Origin of the sequence: Nannocystis sp. RBIL2 (assembly GCF_026626745.1) — a bacterium.
Taxonomy (GTDB): Bacteria; Myxococcota_A; Polyangia; order Nannocystales; family Nannocystaceae; genus Nannocystis.
Genome location: NZ_JAPNJW010000001.1, coordinates 1,741,283 through 1,755,876 on the forward strand (window position 1 = coordinate 1,741,283; position 14,594 = coordinate 1,755,876).

Below are 14,594 nucleotides of genomic sequence, written 5' to 3' on the forward strand. Positions count from 1 at the left end.
TTTGGGACATGCCCCTCGGGACAGCTCACTCCGCGATCAGCACCGGCCGGCGCGGGCCCGGATCGACCGTCACCTCCGTCAACCAGCCCGAGTCCTCCGGATAGAACACGATCGCGGAGCCTGGCCCGCACACTCCCTCGCACGAGGTCGGCCGCTCCGACAGGCCCCCGCACATCCGCGGGCTCGAGCGGATGTAGCGGAGACAGGCGCGGGCGCTTTCGCGGTCGTAGTCGCCGCAGGTCGCGGCGAAATCCTCCGGGCTGCCGGCGTCCTCGTACGCGAGCCGCTCGCACTCCACCAGCGGCTCCTGGCTGTCGGCGCGCTTGCGGTTGTACTTGCATATCCCGCGCGTCACGCCGCGCCAGAACGTCTCCGGTCCGGCGCTACAGCCGGACAGCAACAAACAGACTACGAGAACCATACGCGTCATCACCGCGATGGTGTCCACGGCCCGCGGTCAAGCAAAAGGCGCCCGCACGAACACTGTTAGCATTGCCGAGGCGCGGCGATGAAACGTCTGCCTGTCGGCGCGCCGCCTCGCGGGCACGAACGCGCGCGAACGCGGGGGTCGGCCGACGCGAACAGCCGCGATTCACCACACCACCGGAAGACCGCCCCCACCTCGTATGATTGGCGGGGCCGCGTGTCCTCGCCGGCGCGGCCGGCCACGAGCCTCGCGCGAGCCCGTCGCCGCGGGCCCGCGCCCGACCCGCGCGAGCCACGACCGGCGCTTACCGCCGAGCTCGCCCGAAATTTCGCCGTCTGCGGCCCCGCCGAGCCCCGTGGCGGCCGTCTTTGACCGCGAGCGCCGCGGCCGGTACGCTCGCGCGCTCGCATGACCGCACTGAACCTGCCCCCCGGACACCGCGTCGTCGTCAAAGAGCTCGCCGAGGATCCGGCCGAGGCGATCGAGCATTACATGTCCTTGGAGCCAGTCGAACCGCCGGACCCGCGCCTGCTCGCGGAGACCGACGTGATCGTGCGGATCCGCAGCGCCGCGGTCGGCTGGGTCGATTTGCTGATGACGAGCGGCCAATATCAACACGCGCCGCCCCTGCCCTACACGCCCGGGCTCGAGTACGCCGGCGAGGTCGCGTGGCTCGGCCCCGGCGTCGACCCCGAGCAATTGCAAGTCGGCGATCCGGTGCTGGTCGACGGCCTGCTCACTGGGCCGCGCTCGGTCGGCGCCTATCAGACCTACGGCGGCTTCGCCGATTACGCCGTCGCGCCCGCCGCGGCAGTGCGCCGCCTGCCCGCCGGCCTCGACTTCGATCAGGGCTGCAACCTGCTCGGCAATTACGAGACCGCCTACCACTGCCTCGTCACCTGCGGCCAGGTGCAGCCCGGCGAGACCGTGCTGATCCACGGCGCCTCCGGCTCGACCGGCCTGGCCGCCGTCCACGTCGCCAAGCTGCTCGGCGCCACCGTGATCGCCACCGGCCGCTCCGACGACAAGCTGGCCGAGGTGCGGGCCCAGGGCGCCGACTACGTGATCAATTGCAAGAACCTGGACGGCAGCCCCGGCGTGCGTCGCTTCCGCGACGAGGTCAAGGCGCTCACCCGCGGCCACGGCGTCGACGTCGTGCACGACGGGGTCGGCGGCGACATCTCGCTCGAGAGCCTGCGCTGCGTGAAGTTCGGCGCGCGCTTCCTGATCGTCGGCTGGGCCGCCACCCCGGCGGTCGCCCGCGGCAAGGGCCAACGCGGCGCCCCGAACGCCAACATGCTGCCGACCAATCTGATCATGATGAAGGGCCTCACCGTGCGCGGCTGTCCGACGGTGCTGTCGACCCTGCACGACCCGACGATCCGCGCGCCGCGGCTGGCCGCGATCTTCCAATGGGTCGAGGAGGGCCGGCTCCGTCCCCACGTCTCGCGCGAGTTCCCGCTGACCGCCTACAAAGAGGCCATGCTGGCCAAGTGGCGCGGCGAGTTCGTCGGCGGCTGCGTCCTGCGGCCCTGACGCGCGCAAGGTCCGCGGCGAGCTCGGCGTATCTACGCCCGCCCGGCGGCCTCGACCATAACAGCCCACAACCGCCGCATTGGCGGCGAAGCTGCCCTATCTCGCGGCTTGCGCGGGGGGCCCCCGCTGCTAGCGTGGATGGGAATCATCGGTGCGAATGCAGGGGCCTCACCGGCCTCATCGCATTGGCGCCGTCGCCGCCAGAACGCGCCCCGGAGCCTCGTAGCGAGGTCTTGCGCGTTGGCGCGCGGCGGCGACCGAGCTCGTCCCGGCAAATATGAATCGATGAGCTTGCACTTCCGGCGATGCGGTGCATGCCCTCAGCGCCGCTTGCCCTGGCGAGCCGCCGGGCGGGCAACAACTCGAAAACGCATCACCCGAGAGACAAAGGGAGATACTCATGCGACGAGACATTCATGCCCAAGCGTGGGCCATTGCGGCGCTGTTCACCGTGGTCGCCACCGGCGCCTGCAACAGCGAGCGCGAGCGGACGGCCGATCGCCCGGCCCAGCAGGCCGAGCGCGCGCCCATGCCTCTGCCGACCACCGACGTCGACCAGGTGAAGGAGCACCCGGCCTGGTACTACGACAAGAAGGTCCGCGTCACGGGCGAGATCGACGAGGTCTACAGCGACCAGGCGTTCCGCCTCGAGGGCACCGGCTGGGCGTTCGATGACGACATCACCGTGCTGATGAAGAAGCCGATGGACGCCGCCTCGCACACGTCCTACGCCAAGGACGACGAGCTGATCGTCACCGGCACCGTGCGCCGCTTCGTGGTCGCCGACGTCGAGCGCGACCTCGGCTGGGACCTGAGCCCGGAGATCGAGATCAAGCTCAAGGAGCGCCCCGTGCTGATCGCCGAGGCCGTCCGCAAGATCTCCCCGGAGCAGGCCAAGGCCGCCGCCGAGGTGATGAAGGGCGATGTCGAGACCGTCACCGAGATCCTCGCAGTCACCGACCAGAAGTCGCTGCACGGCAAGAACGTCGACCTGAACCGTGAGAAGGTCCAGACGATCGTCGGCAAGGGCATGTGGATCGGGCCGAGCACCGGCGAGAAGCTGTTCGTGGTCCCGAAGGAGATGCCGAAGGACGTCGTCGCCGGCGACTACGTCACCGTCTCGGGCGAGCTCGAAGAGGTCCCTGCCAACGCGATCGAGGCGTGGGAGCTGCCCAAGGAGATGGCGAACGACCTCGGCAAGGTCGTGTTCATCGACGACGCGCGCGTGCGCGAGATCGCCGACGACGACCAGCGCCGCAACTGAGGCCGCCATGGCGCGCCGCGCTTCGCCGCCGCTGCACACCCCCGACGGACGATACATCGTCGTCCGCGGCCGGTTGTGGCGCGCGGCGAATCCTTTTTTGGCCGACGACGTCCGCGCCGCGCTTGTGCAGTCATTGATGACTGCGCGCCGCGACGTCCGCCGCGCCCAGGCCGAGGGCGACGCCGCCGGCCTGCGCGCCGCCCGGGCCCGGGTGCACGCCGCCAAGGTCGGCCTCGGCGAGCGCGGCCCGGTGTGGTGGACCGACGGCGCGCCGGACCTCGGCCGTCGCATGATCCACAATACCGAGTACGCTGAATGGTACCGCGAGCGAGCGGCAGAGCTTGCACAACCGGGCGACCCGCCTATACATTTGGCAGGAGTCACGTAAAACACCATGATCAACGTCCTTCATCGCTCCTTCCTCGCGTTCGCTTTCGTGTTCGGCGCCGGCTTGGCGGCCTGCGGCGACGACAGCAGCGGCGCCACCAACCTCGAGATCAGCGCCAGCTGCAAGTCGTACTGCGACAAGGCGCGCGAGTGTGACGAAGACGTCTCGGTCGACGAGTGCGTCAACGACTGCAAGGACAAGATCGGCAACTGCATGGCCGACGAACAGCGGGAGACGCTGGACGACCTCGAATCGTGCGCCTCGGACGCGTGCGGCGAGTTCGGCGCGTGCACCGTGGGAGCGGGGTTGCAATGCACGTTCGGACTGTGAGCTCGGGCCCCGGCGCCCCCGGACCCGACACCATCGACCCCGCGGATCCGGGCCAGAACCCGCCCGATCCGCGAGGTCCACGCGAGGACCCTACTCCGCCGCCGCAGCAGGATCCGCGGCCGACCTCGCCGCCGCGCGAGGACCCGACCCCGCCGAGCCCGCCCGAGATCGATCCGCCGCCGAGCGAGCCGCCGCGCATCGATCCGCCGCCCGACCGGCCGCCGAGCGAGGATCCCCCGCCCATCATCGCCGGAGCCAGCGATGGCAACTTCGGCGACCCCTGACCCGCACGACCCGCTCGCGCCTCGACCGGACGACCCAGTGTTCTTCCGGTGGTGGCGCGGCGCGCCGCGTTCGGCGTACCGCCGCCCGCTGCGGCTCACCGCCGCGATGCTCCTGCTCGCTCTGGTCGCGCTCGTGGTGGTGATATTGCTGCGCTCGCTCTGAATCGCCGCGGTCGCTGTGCATATTTGCGCGTGCCGTAGTCGTCGACTGGTGGCATGCCAATGCGCATGACACAAGACGATTCCGTCACCGCAGTGGGTCCGATGCCCACCCTCCCGCGCGCCGACGTCTGTTGGGGCTCGATCTTCGCGGGCACCCTCATCGCCGTCGGAGCGTGGCTCCTCCTCCACCTGCTCGGCATGGGAATCGGCCTCACCGCCATCCAGCCGCACGACCCTGGCTCGCTGCGCAGCGTCGGCATCGGCGCGGGGGTCTGGGCCCTCGTCGCCCCGATCCTCGCCCTCTTCGTCGGCGGCCTCGCCGTGGGCAAACTGGCCCAGCCGCAGGGGCGCGTCGGCGGCGTCATCCACGGCGCAGTCCTGTGGGCGTTGGCGACGGTGGTGTCGATCACTCTGTTGTGGATGGCGCTCACCGCGGTGATCGGCGGAGCGGTCTCGGCAGGCGCCAGCGTGGCCTCGGCTACCGCCGGCGGCGCGGTCGCGGCCGTGGGCGCCGGCGCGGGCGCCGAGCTCACGCCCGAATCGCTGGGCCTGTCGACCGACGATCTGCTGGCCCCGGTGAATCGTCGCCTGCAGACCGAGGGCAAGCCGGCCCTCACCGGCGAGCAGCTGATGGCGGCCGCGAAGAAGGCCCTGCGCACCTCGGTCCGCCAGGGTCGCTTCGACCGGCAGCTCGCCGTGAACGCCCTGGCCGAGAACACCGCGCTCTCGCCGGCCGAGGCCGCCGACATCGCGGGGCAGATCGAGCGCGGCTACGAGACCCGCAAGCACGAGTTCACCGACACCGTCCGCACCGGCGCCTTGGAGGCCGCCGAGGGCACCGGCAAGGCGCTGCTGGGGCTGTCGCTGGCGATGCTCCTGGGCCTCGGCGCGGCCGTCGGCGGCGCCCTGGTCGGCGTGCATCGCTACCAGCAGGGCCCGCGCGCCGGGCGACGCCGCCACGAGGGCGTCGACTGACGAATTCAGGTGAGCGCGCCGATACGCGAATCACCGGTGCGGGGCACCGGTGATTCGCGTATCTCATTCACCACGAATCGCGCCTGCAGCCTCAGGGCGGGGTCGGCGACGGCGGCGGCGTCGGGCTCGGCGACGGGTTCGGGCCCTTCGGCTTGGGCGGCTTGGGCTCCGGCTTCGGCTCCGGCTTCGGCTCCGGGGCCGGCGGAGCCGCCGGCGCATCGGGCTCCGGCTGGGCGATCTTCTCGGTCTTGCCCTTCTCGGCCGCCTGGGCGGTGGCCACGGTCGCCGTCATCATGGCGATCCCCAGGAGCGATGCGAGGACTCGAATTCGATGTTGCATGAATGCCCTTTCTCGCCGACGAGCTTAACCGTCACCGGCCAGCGCGCAAATGCGGCGGATGCGTATACACACCGACCGCGCGGCGATCGTGGGGGCATTGTGCTCGACCTCGCAAGCGGCGGCGACGCCTGCCCGCATCGGCGGGGCGCTACGGGACGGCGCTGCGGCACACGTTGTCGATGCACACCGCGACGATCTCGTCCTTGTCGGCGGTCGACTCGCCGTCCTCGGCGTCGGTCGCCTCCGGCGCGCAGTCGCAGAACGGCTCGAACGTGCACGGGGCGGCGGCGGATTGCCACGCCTCGATGGATTGCGTGTTGACGCTGTACGCGTCGACCGAGCCGCAGCAATCGCTCTGGTGGAACACCACGAGGCAGTCCTGGTCGAACTGGCACGACCGGTCGATGCCGGGCGCGTCCAGCGGGGGATCTTCGCACAGCTGGCCGCCGCCGGTCTCGACCCCGCTCGAGCTCGAGGTGCCGGTCTGCTGGGTGTCGGAGCCCCAGCTCGAGCTGCTCGACGTCTCCTCCGGACCGGATGTCGAGGTGGTGGAGGTGCTGGTCTGGTCGGTGTCGGATCCCGCGCTCGAGCTGCTCGACGTCGCCTCCGGGCCGGTCGTCGAGGTGGAGCTCGTCCCCTCGGAGCCCGCGCTCGAGCTGCTCGACGTCGCCTCCGGGCCGGTCGTCGAAGTGGAGCTCGTCCCCTCGGAGCCCGCGCTCGTGGTGCTGGAGCTGCTCCCGTCGGAGCCCGCGCTCGAGCTGCTCGACGTCGCGTCGGCGGTGTCCTCGTTCGAGCCGTCCGAGTCGGAGTCGGTCGACGAGTCGTAGTTCGGCTCGCCGAGGAGCTTGGCGTTGAGGGTGCAACCGCCGAGCGTCAGCGCGGCGAGGGGGAGGATGCTCAAAAAGTTGAATGCCATGTTTGCCTCTGTGCCCGGTGAATGTCCATACCCCCGCGCTTTCGTTGGCCCCGTCGCGAGAAAAATCGACATGTCCGCCCGGACATGGGATCTCAGCGCACGCCGCAGGACCGGCGCACCCGCTCGGCCGAGAGCGAGCCGGGGTGCGCGCGCAAGAACGCCTCCGCCGCGCTCGCGCCGTCGGCCCGACCCGCGGCGCACAGCGCCACCGCCCGCAGCGCGGCCGCCTCCTCGCGCAGCGCCCCTGCCGGGAAGCGCCGGTGGTAGTCGTCGAGCCGCGCCAGCGCCTGCTCGGCGCTCCCGCCCGCGAGCGAATCGTTGACCGCCCGCACGATCGCCAGCTCCTCTGCCAGCGCGTCGCCGCCGCCGCCCGTGGCGTTCGTCGGACCCGGGGTGTCCGCATTCGTCGCAGCGGCGCCCGCCTTGTCCACGCTGGCACCATTCGCCGCGGCGGGCGTGCCGGCGGAACCGCGAGCCGTGGCCGCGCCGGGGCCGCGACCTTGCGGCTTCGCCGGGGTCGAAATCATCGCAGCGCCGCGATTCGCGTCGCTGGACGCCGTCGCGCCGTCGGCTTCGTCGTTCGCGCCCGGTCGCTGCAGCGGCGGCTCGGTGTCCGCGGCCTGCTCCGGCACGACATCGATCGTGGCCGACCCGCCGCCCTGCCGCACCCGCGACGTCACCGAGGTGCTCGCGGCCTCGTCGGCCGACTGCAGCGCGGCCGCCGAGCGGGCCGCGTCGGCGTCGGCGTCGAGGCGCCGCGGCGACAGCTTGAAGGCGAGCGCCAGCGCAGCCGCGACCAGGCCGACCACCGCCACGCCGAGCCACTGACGCGAGCTGCTGCGCGGCCGCAACGGCACGACCCGCGCCTCCTCGGCCGCGGCCGCGCTGCGCCGCACCGACGCCAGCAGGCGCTCGGTGGCGGCGGACGACGGCCCGGCGTCACGACGGTAAGCGGCCAGCAAGGCGCGTGCGCGCGGATCGAGTTCGTCAGCCATGGGGACCTCCCGTCGCGCCGCCGTGCAAGGCCGCGACGAACGCGGCGAACCGCGACCTCGCCGCGCGCAGCCGCGTGTACACGGTGTTGACATTGAGATCGAGGGCCGCGCTCACCTCGTGCGCGCGCAGGCCCTCGATCTCGAACAGTTCGAAGACCACCCGCTGCTCGGGGGTCAGCGTGGCCAGGAATTGCGCCACGGTCGCGGCGGCCTGCGAGCGCTCGAGCCACTCCGCCGGCCCCTCCGCCGGCCCGGGCTCGGGCACCTCGGCGTGCCGCCGCTGTCGCCGCTGATCGCCGCGCCGGCGGTTGCTGGCGATCCCGCGCGTGATGGCGTAGAGCCAGGTCGTGATCGCCGCGCTGCCGTCGAACTCCGGCAGGCGCCGCAGCACGACTAGAAACACCTCGTGGGCCGCGTCCTCGATCTCCGGCTCGGGCACGCCCAGGCGCCGCAGGTTGCGCCACACGAAGCCGACGTGCTCGCGGTAGACCGCCTCGAATTCGCGATCGGCGGCCGACGCCTGGGCGGACGGTTCATCGGCGAGCGGGCCTGGCATGGCGGCGGCGATCATGCGCGCCGGCGTTCATGTCCGGGTCCGGCGAGAATCGTTGGGCCGCCGCTCACGGCAACCGCACCTCGACGCCGAGGGTCCCGGTGGCGCCCACGGGCGCGCTGCAGCAGACCTCGCCGGCCTGGGCGACCTCGAAGCGCACGCGGGTCAGCATCACCAGCAGCTCGGCGCCGAGGGTCAGCGCCACCCTGGGGGCCACCCGCACGTGCAGGCTCGGCCCCACGGTCGCGGCCGCCCACGCCGAGGTGGCCCGGTACGAGGCCGCGAGGTCGCCGATCCCGCGCCCGCGCAGGACCCCCGCCGCGACGCCGGCGCACAGCGGCGCCTCGACCCGGCCCTTGCCGACGATCCCGCAGCCCTGCACGCCGGTGGCCGCCAGCCACATCCGCCCGCCCACGTCCGGATCCCCGGCCGCGGGCAGGTCGCGCGGCAGCCAGAAGCTCTGCGTCAACGCCACCGACCAGTGCCGGCCACGCAAGCCGACCGCGGCCCGCAGCAGCGCCGAGACCCCCGGCAGCGCGCCCGCGCCGATGCCCGCGCCCAGGCCCAGGGTGGCCTTCGGCGGGTTGCGCGGGCGAATGGGGGCCGGTGCCCCCGATCGAGTCTCCCGTCCGGTGCCGGCGCCTGGCAGTTCGGGCTCGAGTTCGCCCTCGGCGCCGGGCGGCCAACCGGTCTCCGGAGCCTCTGCCGGGCTGCCGGGCGCCGGCTCCGGAACCGCGGCCTGGCTCCCCGGCACCTCCGCACCCGCGGCCGGCCCTTTCGGTGCATCCTGACTCGCCGGCCCTCCCGGGGCTGCCTGATTCGCAGCCGGCCCTCCCGGCGCCTCCTGGACCGAGCTCCCGGGCGCCTCCTCTGGAAGGGGGCCGGCAGCTTGCTGCAGCTCCGGCGCCGCCGCGATGGCGGTCAGCAGCGCGGCAGCCTCGGCCAGCGCCTCGCAACGGTCGCCCTCGAGGCTGCGGCGGCCCTGCCCTTCGCGGCTGGTGATGGTCGCGTCCAGCCGCCAGCGCCCGCCCGGCAGCGCCTCGACGCGCAGGTTCACCTGCGGGGCCTGGCCGGTCCGCGCCGGCGCCCGCGCCAGCAGCGCGGCGATCTGCGCCTTCACCGAGGCCTCGTCGGGGCAGCCGGGCGGCGCCTCCCAGCGGACCTCCGGCATCACCGGGCCCTGCCCGGGCCCAGGCCCGAGGAGCAGCGCGGCGCACGTGGTGAGCGCGAGCATCGGCGGCGCAGCCTAGCCGGCCTCGGTCGCGAACCCAACCCCGAAGCGCACGCGGCAATTCGCGCCCGCGCTGTCGACAATGCCGTGTCGGCGCGGACATGCAGCCGCCCGCTGCACGCGGAGCGATGCGAGTCTTCCATGCCATCCATGCAGACGCGAGCGAATGTCGCGTCCATCGCCAGGCCTCCTCCACACTATCCATACAGCGAGACACGAAAGATTACGCATCTGCAGATTCGCCAGATCCATTCCTGATACCAACCCTCACCCGCAAGATCACGACCTACGCAGCGAAGCATCGCTCGCCGATCGCTACACGTGTCATTCCCGCGACTCGCAAGATCGCCGGATGCCCCCGACCGCGATGCACCCCGCTGTCGGGCTGCGAGCCCGCCGCTCCACGCTTCATCGGTGCCCCCTGCCTCGCCGCTCGTGCGTATCTGCGAAAACCTCGGCCGCGCCGCGGTTGCATCTCTCGCAGCACCTGGCGGATGCTCGCGCCCATGCGTCCGCGCCTCGCCCGCTCCTCCCTCCCCGGCCTCCTACTCCGCCGCCTCGGCGCCCTCGTCCTGTGCGGCCTCTTGGCCTGCGGCGACGCCGGCTCGACCGGCAGCGACGGCGACACCCAGGCCACCACCCAGAGCGAGACCGGCGAGGCGGTGTGCGGCGACGGTGAGGTCGCGGGCGGCGAGGTCTGCGACGACGGCCCGGACAACGGCGTGGGCGGCAAGTGCAAGGCCGACTGCAGCGGCCTGCTCGTGGCGACCGTCGAGGGCGACGCGATCCCGTTCGACGCCAGCCCGAACGGGCGGATCGCCGGCGCCGAGGTTGCGATCCTCGAGTTCCCCGACCGCACCGTGGTCACCGGCGCCGACGGCAAGTTCAAGTTCGAGGGCCTGCCGGTCGGCGCAGACGTCACTCTGACGATGACGCACCCCGACTATCACCCGATCCAGACCGGCACCCACGTCGTGCCCGAGGCGGGCCTGCAGCGCATCACCTTCCAGGCGGTCACCCACGCCATCTACGACGCCCTGGCCGCGATCGTCATGGTCACCCCGAACGAGAGCGAGTACTGCCAGATGGTCACGACCGTGACGCGCGTCGGCAAGTCGATCTACGACGAGGGCGCCCACGGCGAGGCCGCCGTGCTCGTCACCCTCGACCCGCCGCTGCCGGCCGAGAACGGCCCGATCTACTTCAACTCGAGCGTGATCCCCGAGCCCGGCCTGACCGAGACCAGCGACGACGGCGGCGTCCTGTTCGTCCAGGTCCCGCCCGGCGAATACACGTGGACGGCCACCAAGGCCGGCGCCGAGTTCCGCCAAGTGCGCATGAAGTGCCGCGCCGGCTGGCTGATCAACGCCGCCCCGCCGTGGGGCCTGCAGCGGCTGTGAGAGCGGTCGGCGCGGTCAGGCCTTCGCGGCCCGGGATGCCCCGGGCCGCACCCGCGCGACGTCTCGTCTGCCCCTTCAGACAGGTCCAAAAATATGTCAGATCGGACATATCCGAGCGGACATGTCCTTCTCGCCCTCCCGCTCGCCACGCAGGCCCCAGCCGCGGCGGCTCACGCCTCTTTCGGGATGTTCGCCTCGGCGGCCTGCGCCGCCTCCTCCTCACCGAGCGCGCGGTGGCACTTGGCGATGTTCTCCCACGCGGACGCGAAGGTCGGTTCGACCTCGAGGTAGCGCTTGAGGTGCCAGATCGCCGGGCGCCAGCGGCCGAGGCGGACCATCGCGTTGCCGAGGTTGTTGTGCGTCGGCGCGTGGTCCGGGTCGATCAGCAGCGCCTCGCAGAGCGCGTCCACGGCCTCGTGGTCGTCCTCGCTCGCCGTGCCGCACTGGAAGTGCACATCCGCGTCCTGGCTGTTGCGCCCGCGCAGCGCGGCGAACTGCGCCGCCCCGTCGGCCGCGCGGTCGAGCGTGTGCAAGATCCGGAACCCCGCGTTGAAGGCATCCACGTAGCGAGTGCGGGGCCCGAACAGGCGCTTGCCCTCCCCGAGCTTGCGCAGCGCGTCGTCGTCGAGCGCGTCGGGGTCGTCGCCGTCCAGGCTGGGCACCCCGATCGCAGTCAGCGACGGGCGCGCGGCCACCAGCGCCGGGAGCACCGCGTGGTGGTTGGCGCCGAAGAAGCCGAGCTCGGTGATCTGCGGCAGCAGGGCGATCACGACCGCCGGATCGACCGAGAAGTAGCTCTCCCAGCCGAGGCGGACGAGCCGCGGCAGGCGGGCCTCCTTCAGCGTCGCCATCACCGCGGCGTCGGGCTCGACGAGGCCGCAGTTCATCGCCTTGACCCACAGGCTGGTCAGCTCCGGCAGCTCGAGCCCGGCCAGCGACGACGTGTCGTCGAGGTAGAGCTCGATCACCAGCTCGGTCGCGTGGGCCAGCGCGTTGGCGGCCGCCACCAGGCGCCCCGAGTTCTCGCTCTCGTCGAGGACCTCGCCGGTGTCCGGGTCGACGTTGTCGCCGTTGAGGTGAAATCGCGTGACTCGCAGCGGCTGGCGGGCCGCCACCTCGATCCACGCCTCCGTCCCGTCGTCGAGGCGCAGCTCGATCTCCTCGAGCTGCGCCAGCGCCGGGGCGGCCGCGATCTCGGGCCACAACGCCGCCGCCTCGCGGGTGCTCAGAGTGACGTGCCGGACCCAGCCGTCGAAGATCGCCACCTTCGCGTCCTTCGGCAGCGGCCCGAGCAGCTCGGCGCGGGCCTGCTTCAGCAGCTGCTGGCCGCGCTTGACCTGCTTGGCGTCGAATTCGACCTGCCCTCGCGTGGCGAGAAACTCGAGCAGCTTGGCGTGCTTCGATCCGAGCGGGTCGCCGGCTCCCGGCGTGGAGGTGGTGGGATTCGCCTTTTTCGTCATCGTGTTCGCGGGGGGATTTTGGGGGTTGTCGCGGCGGTGCGCGACGATCGACGGCACCGCGCGCGCACGCTAGCACGGGCCCGCGCAGCGCCTCCCCGCGGGGCCGCGGGGATGCAAGACTTGGCTCACTCGCCCGCCTCGACGCACAGGATGTTCCCCCTCGGGAATGCCACGACCATTGCATCGTGCCGGGTCCGGCCGCGCCGGCGACTGGTTGCACCTGTCCCATCGGACATCTCGGCGCGCCGGGCCGGAACCCCTCACTTCGCCGCCACCGCTCGGGCGATCTGCTTGATGTGCGCGCGGGCGAAGCGACACGGTGGGTCGTCGTCGGTGGCGACCGGCCATAGCAGCTCCATGGTCCCGGGCGGCATGGCGAACGGCAGCGGCGCGGTGCGGAGGTGCGGCCGGACCAGGCGGATCTGCTCGGCCACCAGCGCCGGGATCGTCGCCAGCATCGCAGTGCCGTCGATCAGCGCGCCGAGGTTGGCGAACGACGACACCGAGCAGCGGATGTTCCGCGCCTTGCCGAGGTAGTCCTCGACGACGCCGCGCAGGTCGCCGTTGTACGAGACGATGATGTGCTCCCGGGCGAAGTACTCGCGCTCGCTCAGCTTGCGCAGGCGGACGTGTCGCGGGTCGAACAGGCAGGTGAAGCCGCCGGAGATCAGGCGCTCGCGCCGGATCGCCGTCGGCAGCTCGTCGGCCACGGTGACCGCCGCGTCGAGGCCCGCGGCCAGGGCGGCCCCCACGGTGCGGAACTGGACCGGGATCGCGACCACGCGCATGCGCGGGGCCTCGACCGCGAGCACCTGCAGCAGTCGCGGCAGCAGCCACAGCTCGGTGGAGTCGGACAGGCCGAGCCGGAGGGTGCGCTCGCTGGTCGACGGATCGAACAAAGGAGCGGCGAGGGCCGCGTCGATCAGCGGCTGCAGGTGCGGCTGGACGCCGGCCCGCAAGCGCTCGCCGCGGCTCGTCAGCACCAGCCCGCGACCGCTGCGCACGAACAGCGGCGCGCCCACGGCGGTCGTCAGCCGCCGCAGCGCCGCGCTGACGGCCGGCTGCGTCAGGTACAGCCGCTTGGCCGCCTCGGTGACGCTGCCGACCTCCGCGACGACGGCGAACACGCGCAGCAGGTTGAGGTCGAGGTCCCGCCCATAACTGTGGTTCATGTGTCGCATTCATCCTATTCACTGGGAGGATAAAGCGCCAGGGGCTATGTTAGGGCCCATGACGACTCGGACAACGAAGCTCGGTACGCACGGCCCCGCCGTCTTCCCGCTCGCTCTCGGCTGCATGGGCCTCGGCGCCGGCAGCTGGTACGGCTTGCGCGACGACGCCGAGGGCATCGCCACCATCCACGCCGCCACAGAGCGCGGCGTCAACCTGCTCGACACCGGCGACTTCTACGGCATGGGCAAGAACGAGCTGTTGGTCGGCAAGGCGATCGCCGACCGCCGCGACCGCGTGCTGCTCAGCGTCAAGTACGGCGGCCTGCGCGGGCCCGACGGCGCGTTCCTCGGCGTCGACGCCAGCCCGGCCGCGACCAAGAGCGCCCTGGCCTACAGCCTGACGCGCCTCGGCGTCGATTATATCGACATCTACCGCCCGGCCCGCCTCGACCCGCGCGTGCCGATCGAGGACACGATCGGCGCGCTCGCCGAGATGGTGAAGGCCGGCTACATCCGCTACATCAGCCTGTCAGAGGTGGGCGCCGAGACGATCGCCCGCGCCGCCGCGGTGCACCCGCTGTGCGACCTGCAGATCGAGTACGGCCTGGCGAGCCGCGGCCCCGAGGCGACGATCATCCCGGCGCTGCGCACACACGGCATGGCGATGACGGCCTACGGGGTGCTGTCGCGCGGGCTGCTCACCGGCAGCAAGCCGGCGAGCGACGACATGCGGGCCCACCTGCCCCGCTTCTCCGGCGACAACGGGGTCAAGAACCAGCACCTGGTGGCAGCCCTGCACCGCCTGGCCGAAGGCCGCAGCGTCTCGCCCGCGCAGCTCGCCATCGCCTGGGCGCGGGCCAAGGGCGCCGCGCAGGGCGTGACTGTGATCCCGACGATCGGCTCGCGCACGCCGCAGCAGATCGCCGACAGCATCGCCGCCCTGGCGATCGAGCTGACTCCGGCCGAGGTCGCCGCGCTCGAGACCGCAGTGCCCGCGACGGAAGTGGCCGGCGAGCGCTACCCCGCGCCGATGATGGCCCACCTCGACAGCGAGCGGTAATCCAGCGGCCGCTCGCGGGTCGATGGGACATGTCCATGAGGGCATGCCCCTCGGGACATGTGCTCGACCACGCTCGACGCGCCCAGGGCCCGTCGAGCGCC

At 72.2% G+C, this 14,594-nt stretch carries 17 protein-coding genes; 9 read left to right on the top strand and 8 right to left on the bottom strand.

The features are described from left to right. Positions 1 to 25 precede the first annotated feature (25 nt). Positions 26 to 355, bottom strand: a complete 330-nt coding sequence (locus OV090_RS06840; RefSeq protein WP_267702691.1) for a hypothetical protein — start codon at positions 353 to 355, stop codon at positions 26 to 28. 480 nt (positions 356 to 835) lie between these two features. On the opposite strand from OV090_RS06840, the gene OV090_RS06845 reads away from it, so the two are divergent. The 7 genes from OV090_RS06845 (at position 836) to OV090_RS06875 (ending at position 5,366) form a co-directional block, all read left to right on the top strand. Continuing rightward, a complete protein-coding gene (locus tag OV090_RS06845) occupies positions 836 to 1,963 on the top strand; it encodes an NADPH:quinone oxidoreductase family protein (protein WP_267702692.1) in 1,128 nt (375 codons plus the stop codon). A 400-nt stretch (positions 1,964 to 2,363) separates the two neighbouring features. Beyond that, entirely contained in the window at positions 2,364 to 3,227 is an 864-nt protein-coding gene (locus OV090_RS06850; protein ID WP_267702693.1) for a hypothetical protein, read from the top strand. A 7-nt stretch (positions 3,228 to 3,234) separates the two neighbouring features. Further along, positions 3,235 to 3,615, top strand: coding sequence for a hypothetical protein (locus OV090_RS06855; RefSeq protein ID WP_267702694.1), 381 nt, complete (start codon positions 3,235 to 3,237; stop codon positions 3,613 to 3,615). Between the two features lie 6 nt (positions 3,616 to 3,621). Further along, positions 3,622 to 3,945 (top strand): hypothetical protein, encoded by a 324-nt coding sequence (locus OV090_RS06860; RefSeq protein ID WP_267702695.1) that lies wholly within the window; start codon positions 3,622 to 3,624, stop codon positions 3,943 to 3,945. After that, positions 3,927 to 4,229: a hypothetical protein gene (locus OV090_RS06865; protein ID WP_267702696.1), complete on the top strand. Its 303-nt coding sequence runs from the start codon at positions 3,927 to 3,929 to the stop codon at positions 4,227 to 4,229. Before OV090_RS06860 ends, OV090_RS06865 begins: the two co-directional genes overlap by 19 nt. Further along, positions 4,207 to 4,392, top strand: a complete 186-nt coding sequence (locus OV090_RS06870; protein ID WP_267702697.1) for a hypothetical protein — start codon at positions 4,207 to 4,209, stop codon at positions 4,390 to 4,392. Before OV090_RS06865 ends, OV090_RS06870 begins: the two co-directional genes overlap by 23 nt. Positions 4,393 to 4,457: 65 nt before the next feature. Further along, positions 4,458 to 5,366, top strand: a complete 909-nt coding sequence (locus tag OV090_RS06875) for a hypothetical protein (protein ID WP_267702698.1) — start codon at positions 4,458 to 4,460, stop codon at positions 5,364 to 5,366. Positions 5,367 to 5,457: 91 nt separating this feature from the next. On the opposite strand, the gene OV090_RS06880 is transcribed toward OV090_RS06875, so the two are convergent. The 5 genes from OV090_RS06880 to OV090_RS06900 all read right to left on the bottom strand — a co-directional run bounded on the left by OV090_RS06880 (position 5,458) and on the right by OV090_RS06900 (position 9,404). Continuing rightward, positions 5,458 to 5,661 carry a hypothetical protein gene (locus OV090_RS06880; RefSeq protein WP_267702699.1) on the bottom strand — a complete coding sequence of 68 codons (204 nt, stop codon included), beginning with the start codon at positions 5,659 to 5,661 and terminating at the stop codon, positions 5,458 to 5,460. A 193-nt stretch (positions 5,662 to 5,854) separates the two neighbouring features. Beyond that, complete coding sequence (locus OV090_RS06885; protein ID WP_267702700.1) at positions 5,855 to 6,622, bottom strand: hypothetical protein; 768 nt, start codon at positions 6,620 to 6,622, stop codon at positions 5,855 to 5,857. Positions 6,623 to 6,714: 92 nt separating this feature from the next. Next, positions 6,715 to 7,617 carry a hypothetical protein gene (locus tag OV090_RS06890; RefSeq protein ID WP_267702701.1) on the bottom strand — a complete coding sequence of 301 codons (903 nt, stop codon included), beginning with the start codon at positions 7,615 to 7,617 and terminating at the stop codon, positions 6,715 to 6,717. Beyond that, entirely contained in the window at positions 7,610 to 8,173 is a 564-nt protein-coding gene (locus OV090_RS06895) for a sigma-70 family RNA polymerase sigma factor (protein ID WP_267702702.1), read from the bottom strand. Before OV090_RS06895 ends, OV090_RS06890 begins: the two co-directional genes overlap by 8 nt. A gap of 64 nt (positions 8,174 to 8,237) precedes the next feature. Next, a complete protein-coding gene (locus OV090_RS06900) occupies positions 8,238 to 9,404 on the bottom strand; it encodes a hypothetical protein (protein WP_267702703.1) in 1,167 nt (388 codons plus the stop codon). A gap of 503 nt (positions 9,405 to 9,907) precedes the next feature. On the opposite strand from OV090_RS06900, the gene OV090_RS06905 reads away from it, so the two are divergent. Next, a complete protein-coding gene (locus tag OV090_RS06905) occupies positions 9,908 to 10,801 on the top strand; it encodes a hypothetical protein (protein WP_267702704.1) in 894 nt (297 codons plus the stop codon). A gap of 170 nt (positions 10,802 to 10,971) precedes the next feature. Here the strand turns inward: OV090_RS06905 and OV090_RS06910 are convergent, their stop codons facing one another. After that, positions 10,972 to 12,261, bottom strand: coding sequence for a hypothetical protein (locus tag OV090_RS06910; protein ID WP_267702705.1), 1,290 nt, complete (start codon positions 12,259 to 12,261; stop codon positions 10,972 to 10,974). Between the two features lie 260 nt (positions 12,262 to 12,521). Then, complete coding sequence (locus tag OV090_RS06915) at positions 12,522 to 13,433, bottom strand: LysR family transcriptional regulator (protein ID WP_267702706.1); 912 nt, start codon at positions 13,431 to 13,433, stop codon at positions 12,522 to 12,524. Between the two features lie 58 nt (positions 13,434 to 13,491). Here OV090_RS06915 and OV090_RS06920 point away from each other — a divergent pair, with 58 nt between their 5' ends. Next, positions 13,492 to 14,493, top strand: coding sequence for an aldo/keto reductase (locus tag OV090_RS06920; protein ID WP_267702707.1), 1,002 nt, complete (start codon positions 13,492 to 13,494; stop codon positions 14,491 to 14,493). Positions 14,494 to 14,594 lie beyond the last annotated feature (101 nt).

Bases quoted from the DNA above. Each gene is read 5' to 3' on its own strand.
- OV090_RS06910 (WP_267702705.1), bottom strand. From the start codon at position 12,261: ATGACGAAAAAGGCGAATCCCACCACCTCCACGCCGGGAGCCGGCGAC.
- OV090_RS06915 (WP_267702706.1), bottom strand. From the start codon at position 13,433: ATGAACCACAGTTATGGGCGGGACCTCGACCTCAACCTGCTGCGCGTG.
- OV090_RS06845 (WP_267702692.1), top strand. From the start codon at position 836: ATGACCGCACTGAACCTGCCCCCCGGACACCGCGTCGTCGTCAAAGAG.
- OV090_RS06865 (WP_267702696.1), top strand. From the start codon at position 3,927: ATGCACGTTCGGACTGTGAGCTCGGGCCCCGGCGCCCCCGGACCCGAC.
- OV090_RS06895 (WP_267702702.1), bottom strand. From the start codon at position 8,173: ATGCCAGGCCCGCTCGCCGATGAACCGTCCGCCCAGGCGTCGGCCGCC.
- OV090_RS06900 (WP_267702703.1), bottom strand. From the start codon at position 9,404: ATGCTCGCGCTCACCACGTGCGCCGCGCTGCTCCTCGGGCCTGGGCCC.
- OV090_RS06920 (WP_267702707.1), top strand. From the start codon at position 13,492: ATGACGACTCGGACAACGAAGCTCGGTACGCACGGCCCCGCCGTCTTC.
- OV090_RS06890 (WP_267702701.1), bottom strand. From the start codon at position 7,617: ATGGCTGACGAACTCGATCCGCGCGCACGCGCCTTGCTGGCCGCTTAC.
- OV090_RS06875 (WP_267702698.1), top strand. From the start codon at position 4,458: ATGACACAAGACGATTCCGTCACCGCAGTGGGTCCGATGCCCACCCTC.
- OV090_RS06880 (WP_267702699.1), bottom strand. From the start codon at position 5,661: ATGATGACGGCGACCGTGGCCACCGCCCAGGCGGCCGAGAAGGGCAAG.
- OV090_RS06905 (WP_267702704.1), top strand. From the start codon at position 9,908: ATGCGTCCGCGCCTCGCCCGCTCCTCCCTCCCCGGCCTCCTACTCCGC.
- OV090_RS06870 (WP_267702697.1), top strand. From the start codon at position 4,207: ATGGCAACTTCGGCGACCCCTGACCCGCACGACCCGCTCGCGCCTCGA.
- OV090_RS06860 (WP_267702695.1), top strand. From the start codon at position 3,622: ATGATCAACGTCCTTCATCGCTCCTTCCTCGCGTTCGCTTTCGTGTTC.
- OV090_RS06885 (WP_267702700.1), bottom strand. From the start codon at position 6,622: ATGGCATTCAACTTTTTGAGCATCCTCCCCCTCGCCGCGCTGACGCTC.
- OV090_RS06850 (WP_267702693.1), top strand. From the start codon at position 2,364: ATGCGACGAGACATTCATGCCCAAGCGTGGGCCATTGCGGCGCTGTTC.
- OV090_RS06855 (WP_267702694.1), top strand. From the start codon at position 3,235: ATGGCGCGCCGCGCTTCGCCGCCGCTGCACACCCCCGACGGACGATAC.